Below are 6,700 nucleotides of genomic sequence, written 5' to 3'. Positions count from 1 at the left end.
CCCAGCGATTTCGACATCTTGGCGCTGCCGTCGATGCCGGGCAGGCGGCTGGTGTCGCTCAGCATCGCCTTGCAGTGGCGCAGCACCGGGGCGGGCAGCAGGCTGTTCATCTTGTGCACAATCTCGTTGGTCTGCTCAATCATCGGCAACTGGTCGTCGCCGACGGGCACGCACTCGGCCTTAAACGCGGTGATGTCCGCCGCCTGGCTGATGGGGTAGGCCATAAACCCGACCGGCAGCGAGCGGGCGAAGCCCTTCTGCGCAATCTCGTTTTTCACCGTCGGGTTACGCTCCACGCGGGCGACGGTGACGATGTTCATATACAGCATCGTCAGCTCGGCGAGGGCGGGCAGGGCGGACTGCAGGCAGACGGTGGTCAGGTTCGGGTCGATACCGGCGGCGAGGTAGTCGGCCAGCACTTCGGGAATGTTGTCGCGGATCTTCTGCGGGTTGCTGCCGTTGTCGGTCAGCCCCTGCAGGTCGGCAATCAGCACAAACTGGCTGTGCGTGTGCTGGAGCGCCACGCGCTGGCGCAGCGATCCGACGAAGTGGCCGAGGTGCAGCGGGCCGGTTGGGCGATCGCCGGTGAGGATGGTGGGTGCGTTCATAAAGACTCCTTAACGTTGTAATGCCGAAAGGGGTCTTAGAAATGTGAAAGCCGCCTTTCGGCGGCTATCTGAAAATGGGAAAAACTACTCCGTGCCGCCTTTAAGAAGGCAGCCACCAGCGGTTTACGGTGAGGACGGCGTGGTTTATGTTCATGCTTTTACCGTATCACGTCCGGCGCGAAAAACAAAAGGGCACGTCATGCTGCAATCACTCAACCATCTGACCCTCGCGGTCAGCGACCTGCAAAAAAGCGTCACCTTCTGGCACGCGCTGCTGGGGCTGACCCTGCACGCCCGCTGGAATACCGGGGCCTACCTCACCTGCGGCGATCTGTGGGTCTGCCTGTCGTACGACGAGGCGCGCCAGTATGTGCCGCCGCAGGAGAGCGACTATACCCACTACGCGTTTACCGTGGCGGAAGAGGATTTTGAACCGTTTTCGCAAAGGCTTGAGCAGGCGGGCGTCACCGTCTGGAAGCAGAACAAAAGCGAGGGGGCGTCGTTCTATTTTCTCGACCCGGACGGGCACAAGCTGGAGCTGCACGTGGGCAGCCTCGCCGCGCGGCTGGCGGCGTGTCGCGAGAAGCCCTATGCGGGGATGGTGTTTACCTCAGACGAGGCTTGAGGCGCGCACCTTCAGCCTGCCCGCCAGCGTCACGTGCGTGGCGGCATCTTCCTGATTGCACAGGTACTCCACCGCCAGCCTTCCCAGCTCGCTGTAGGGCAGCTGGATACTGGTCAGCGGCGGGGTGAGCTGCTCGGAAATCTTCTGGTCGTCGTATCCCGCCAGCAGCATGTCCTGCGGGATGCGCACGCCGTTCACCGCCAGCGCCTGATAGCAGCCAATCGCCAGCCAGTCGCTGGCGCAGAAGATAGCGTCCGGGCGCTCGGCCAGCGCCAGCAGAGAGGTCGTCGCGGTAAAGGACTCGCTGAACTGCCAGTTGGTCTGGCGCACCAGGCCGTCGTCGCACGCGATTCCGGCCTGCTGCAGCGCGGCCTGGTAGCCCGCCAGACGCTGGCGGGAGGCCTCCATCCAGCTCTCGCCGGTGATGTGGGCGATGCGCGTCGCCCCACAGGCGATGAGGTGTTTAGTCACCTGGAAGGCATTGGCGTAGTCGTCCGGGATAAACGACGGCAGCAGCGGCGAGCCGGGGTCGCGCTGGTTGAGCAGCACCAGCGGGATGCGGGTGCAGTCCTGGAAGGCCGTCATGTCCACCAGCGTGGTGACCGGAGACGCGAGAATAATCCCGATGCAGTTGCGCTTCTCCAGCTGGCGGATGATGTTCAGCGCCAGCTCGATGTCGTCGCCGTAGTCGTAGACGGTGAGCAGGGTCTCGTTGCGCCACGCGGCTTCCCGCGCCTGGCTGATGGCGTCGATAAACGGGTCGAAGCTCTGCAGCGAGCTGACCAGCAGGGCGATCTCCTCCTGGTTGCGCGGGGCGTGAACGGCGGGGAGGCGGTCGTAGCCGAGCTCAGTGGCCACATTAATCACCCGCTGGCGGGTCTCGTCGCTGAGCTTGATGTTGCGGGACTGGTTAAGCACCAGCGATACCGTCGCCTGCGACACCCCTGCTGCCCGCGCAATATCGTTCATCGTCACTTTCGTTTTTCGCTTCATCCGTCCTCTCCCTTTCGCGACTTCGCATCATACCCTAACCGCACGCTTTAGCGCCGTCGATCACGTTTCTCATTCATCGAAGCGCGAACTTTGTGAGGGGCATCGCTTTTCTTCGTGCGGGAAATTGCGCATTTATCCCGCAGCTAATATTTATTAGCTAAATATTATCAGTAAGAGGACGCGTAATGAAAGAGCAGTGGAGCAGGGAGCAGGCACAGGCGTGGTATCAGCAGAAGGGCTGGCTGTGCGGGTTTAACTATCTGCCGTCGACGGCGGTGAACTGGACCGATATCTGGCAGGCGGAGACCTTCGACGCCGGGACGATTGACCGCGAGCTGGGCTGGGCGGCGGAGGCGGGCTACAACACCCTGCGCATCAACCTGCCGTTTATCGTCTGGGAGCACGACCGCGACGGGCTGATGGCGCGCATCGACCGGTTTTTAACGATTGCCGACGGCCACGGGTTCAGCACCATGCTGACCCTGATGGACGACTGCGGCTTCTCCGGCGACGAGCCGTACCTCGGCCCGCAAAAGCCGCCGGTGCCGGGCAAGCACAACAGCCAGGCGGCGGCGAGCCCGGGGCGCGACAAGGTGTGCGATCCGGACTGCTGGGCAGACATTGAGCGCTATATCCGCGACGTTGTCCGCCAGTTCCGCGAGGATAAGCGCGTGCTGCTTTGGGATCTCTACAACGAGCCGGGCAACCGCGGCATTTTCGCGACCGGCACGCAGGAGGTGCAGTACGACGCGAAGCTGGAGACCTGCGCCCACGCGCTGATGAAGCTCGCATTCCAGTGGGTGCGTGAAGAAGACCCTACCCAGCCGCTTACCGTCTGCGCGTGGCGCCTGCCGCCGGAAGAGGAGGGCGAGACGTTCTTCCAGCATCCGCTGGACCAGACCGCGCTGGCGCTCTCGGACGTGGTGAGCTTCCACGCCTACACCCACACCGGGCGGATGACGGCGATTATCCAGCAGCTGCAACAGCTCGGACGACCGATGTTCTGTACCGAATGGCTGGCGCGCCACGTGGGCAGCACCATCGAAGAGCAGCTCCCGCTGATGTTCGCGGCGAAGGTCGCGCCGTACCAGTGGGGGCTGGTGCGCGGCAAAACCCAGACGTGGCTGCCGTGGCCGGTGGTGATGAAGGAGTCCACGGACTACTGCCGCCTCTGGTTCCACGACGTGTTTGAGGAGAACGGCATTCCGTTCTCACGCCGTGAAATCGCCCTGATGCAGCAGCTGCGCAAGATCGCCCCACAGGCGCAGGACTAATAATATCGACCCGGCGGTCCACCGCCGGGCAACCAGGCAGGCATATAACAATGGCAACGACAATGAAAATACCGTCTCGCGAGCTGTGGTCTTATTTTGGTTATGGTTTAGGTCAGTGTTTTAGCTTTGGTTTAGTGGGTTCGTTTATTAACTATTTTTACACCGACGTGCTGGGGATCTCGGCGCTGGCGGCGAGCACCATCTTCCTGATTGCCCGCGCGTGGGACGCGGTTCACGATCCGCTGTTTGCCAGCATCATGGACACCATTAACAGCCGGTTCGGCAAGTTCCGCCACTTTTTGCTGATCGCCCCGCTGCTGATCACCGGCGTCACGCTGCTGTCGTTCTATAAAATCGAAGCGGACATGACCACCAAAATCCTCTACGCCGGGGTGACCTACATCCTGTGGGGGACGCTGTACGCCATCTCCGATATCCCGTTCTGGTCGATGTCGTCGGTGATGACCAACGACTCCGGGCAGCGCACCCGCGCGGTGACGGCGGCGATGCTCGGGGTGAACGCCGGGATTGCCTGCGCCAACATCTTCTTCCCGAAGCTGGCGGCCTATTTCGCCCAGTACAGCAACGATAAAGGCTACTTTATGGCGGCGCTGGTGATGATGCTGGTGGGCCTGCCGCTGATGCTCAACGGCTTTATGCAGATCAAAGAGCGCGTGCCGCCGAGCCCGGAAAAGGTGACCATCCGCGACACCTTCCACAACCTGCGCCAGAATAAGCCGCTGTTTATCGTCCTGCTGTCGTTCTTCTTCTGTGTGTTCCACAACGTGGCGGGCGGTCTCTATATCTACTTCTTTATCAACAACCTGGGCGACGGCAGCCTGCAGATGGCGATTGGCGTGATGGGGATTGTCGCGGCGGTGCTGTGCCTGGTCGCCCCGATGCTGACGCGCCGGATGCAGAAGCGAAAGCTGTTTATGATCCTCTGCGGGCTGGACGTGGCGGTGCGCGTGGTGATGTGGTTTGTCGGCTATCAGCAGGTGACGATGCTGTTTATTCTGCTTGGCCTGAGCACGCTGTTCGTGATGATGACCAACATCCTCACCTCGTCGATGATTGCCGACACCATCGAGTACGCGGAGTACCACACCCACAAGCGCTGCGCGGCGATCACCTTCTCCGGGCAGACCTTCACCGGCAAGATGTCGGTGGCGGTAGGCGGCGGGCTAATCGGCGTGTTTCTGACGATGATCGGCTACGTGCCGCAGGCGCAAATTCAGAGTGAGAGCGTGCTGTCGGGGCTGTTCTTCGGGATTTGCCTGCTGCCGGCGATAGGCTCGCTGATCCGCATGGGCTTTATGTCGCGCTTTACCTTTACCGAGGAGAAGCATGCGGAGATTTGTCGGCTGCTGGCGGAGCGCAACGCGTCTGCGAAAGCGCCGGGTGGCGGCTGCGCCTTACCCGGCCTACAGGACCAGCCCTTGTAGGCCTGATAAGCGAAGCGCCATCAGGCTTCGCTTTTTAAGACTTACAGCGACTTCACAAACGCCAGCAGATCTTCGTTAAGCTGGTCCTGGTGGGTCAGCGCGAAGCCGTGCGGCGCGTTGTCGTACACCTTCAGCGTGGCGTTTTTGATCATCTCTGCCGCCAGCTTGCCGGTGCTTTCAAACGGCACGATCTGGTCGTTGCTGCCGTGGATCACCAGCGTCGGCACGTCGATTTTCGCCATATCCGGGCGGAAGTCGGTTTCGCCGAACGCGGTCACGCAGTCGATGGTGCCCTTCAGGGAGGCCAGCAGGGCGATGTTCAGCGTCTGGGTCAGGGCACCGGCGGAAACGGTCTGCCCGGCGTTGGTGCCGTAGAACGGGGTGGCGAAGTCGCTGATGAACTGGGCGCGATCTTTACGCAGTCCGTCGCGAATGCCGTCGAACACGCTCTGATCCACACCCAGTGGGAAGGTGTCGGATTTGCCGAAGATTGGCGTGACCGCGCCCAGCAGCGCCAGACCGGCCACGCGCGCGCTGCCGTAGTTGTTGATGTAGCGGGTCACGTCGCCGCCGCCCATGGAGAAGCCCACCAGCGTCACGTCCTGGAGGTCCAGGGTGGCGATCAGGTCGTTGATGTCGGACGCAAAGGTGTCGTAGTCGTAACCGTTCCACGGCTGATCCGAGCGGCCGAAGCCGCGACGGTCAAAGGCGATGGCGCGGAAGCCGCGCTCGGCCAGGTAGTTCAGCTGGCTGTCCCACATGTCGCCGTCCAGCGGCCAGCCGTGGCTGAAGAGAACCGGTTTGCCCGCGCCGCCTTCTTTGTAGTAAATCTGCGTGCCGTCTTTTGCCTTAAACGTTGCCATAGTGTGTTCCTGTGCAGGTGATGGTTATGGTTATACCGGCGCGACCAGATAACGAATTGCCGGTGATGTTGTGCCCTGATGAAAAGCCAGAACGCGGCTCTGCAGCAGGAGGTCATTCATGGTGTGGCGCTCCTGCTGGCGCAGATGCTCAATCCACGAGCCCATCAGGAAGGTCTCGATAAACAGGCCGGGGCGCTCGATATCCTCGTATACCGCCCAGCTCATCGCCCCGGCGCGGCGTCGCACCCGGCGCAGCTCGTGCACTGCCTGCAAAAACGCTTTCGCGTTGTGCGGGTCGATGATGTACTCGTGCGAGACCAGCACCGGGCCGCGCTCGTTCGGCAGGTCGATCTCCACGCCGTCCAGCGGCTGGCCGCTCAGGTCGAGGTTCAATTCCGGGTCTTTCTCCAGCTTCCAGCGGAACACGGTGGCGCTTGCCAGCACCATCCCCAGCGTGGCGACAACCAGCGCGGTCGGGGTGCCGAACCGGGAGGCAATCTGCCCCCAGATGGCGCTGCCCGTGGTCATCGAGCCGAAGAAGACCGTCAGGTAGACCGCCAGCGCGCGGGCCTTCACCCAGCGGGCGGCGCTGCGCTGCGCGCCGAGGTTCAGCGTCGAGAGCACCGCAATCCACGCGAAGCCGGTGAAGAACTCAAACAGGTTGAGCAGCCAGACGTGGCGCACAAACGCCAGCGCCAGCATGGTGAGGGCAAAGACCAGGCTCGCGGCCACCATCAGCCGGTCGGCGTTCAGCCGCTGGCGCAGGCGCGGCAGCAGGATCGCCCCGGCAATGGCGCCCAGGCCTATGCACGCCAGCATCACGCCGTAGCCCGCCGGGCCCAGGCCCAGTTCGCGGCGCGCCACCAGCGGCAGCAGTGCCCAGCCCGCGCTG

Annotated in this window: 7 protein-coding genes; 3 read left to right on the top strand and 4 right to left on the bottom strand. The window is 62.5% G+C overall.

Going from position 1 to position 6,700, the window contains the following annotated elements; all coding sequences use genetic code 11:
* Positions 1–608, bottom strand: a 608-nt coding sequence (locus DOU50_RS01705) for a tryptophan--tRNA ligase (RefSeq protein ID WP_148768629.1), incomplete at its 3' end; no start/stop codon positions are given.
* A 199-nt stretch (positions 609–807) separates the two neighbouring features.
* Between DOU50_RS01705 and fosA the strand changes: the two genes are divergently transcribed.
* Entirely contained in the window at positions 808–1,233 is a 426-nt protein-coding gene (fosA, locus tag DOU50_RS01700) for a FosA/FosA2 family fosfomycin resistance glutathione transferase (RefSeq protein ID WP_148768628.1), read from the top strand.
* On the opposite strand, the gene DOU50_RS01695 is transcribed toward fosA, so the two are convergent.
* Complete coding sequence (locus DOU50_RS01695) at positions 1,219–2,226, bottom strand: LacI family DNA-binding transcriptional regulator (protein WP_148768627.1); 1,008 nt, start codon at positions 2,224–2,226, stop codon at positions 1,219–1,221. The genes fosA and DOU50_RS01695 overlap by 15 nt on opposite strands.
* Positions 2,227–2,411: 185 nt before the next feature.
* Between DOU50_RS01695 and DOU50_RS01690 the strand changes: the two genes are divergently transcribed.
* Both DOU50_RS01690 and DOU50_RS01685 read left to right on the top strand, forming a co-directional pair.
* Entirely contained in the window at positions 2,412–3,500 is a 1,089-nt protein-coding gene (locus DOU50_RS01690) for a cellulase family glycosylhydrolase (protein ID WP_148768626.1), read from the top strand.
* Between the two features lie 50 nt (positions 3,501–3,550).
* Entirely contained in the window at positions 3,551–4,945 is a 1,395-nt protein-coding gene (locus tag DOU50_RS01685; RefSeq protein WP_032649974.1) for an MFS transporter, read from the top strand.
* A 41-nt stretch (positions 4,946–4,986) separates the two neighbouring features.
* Here DOU50_RS01685 and DOU50_RS01680 read toward each other — a convergent pair whose 3' ends face one another.
* Positions 4,987–5,808 carry an alpha/beta fold hydrolase gene (locus DOU50_RS01680; protein ID WP_148768625.1) on the bottom strand — a complete coding sequence of 274 codons (822 nt, stop codon included), beginning with the start codon at positions 5,806–5,808 and terminating at the stop codon, positions 4,987–4,989.
* Positions 5,809–5,838: 30 nt separating this feature from the next.
* Positions 5,839–6,700, bottom strand: an 862-nt coding sequence (locus DOU50_RS01675; protein WP_148768624.1) for an MFS transporter, incomplete at its 5' end; no start/stop codon positions are given.

Origin of the sequence: Enterobacter sp. C6, from assembly GCF_008122455.1 — a bacterium.
GTDB classification, from domain to species: domain Bacteria; phylum Pseudomonadota; class Gammaproteobacteria; order Enterobacterales; family Enterobacteriaceae; genus Enterobacter; species Enterobacter pseudoroggenkampii.
Note: the sequence above shows the minus strand (reverse complement) of the source record. Positions and strands in the feature narration are given on the sequence as shown.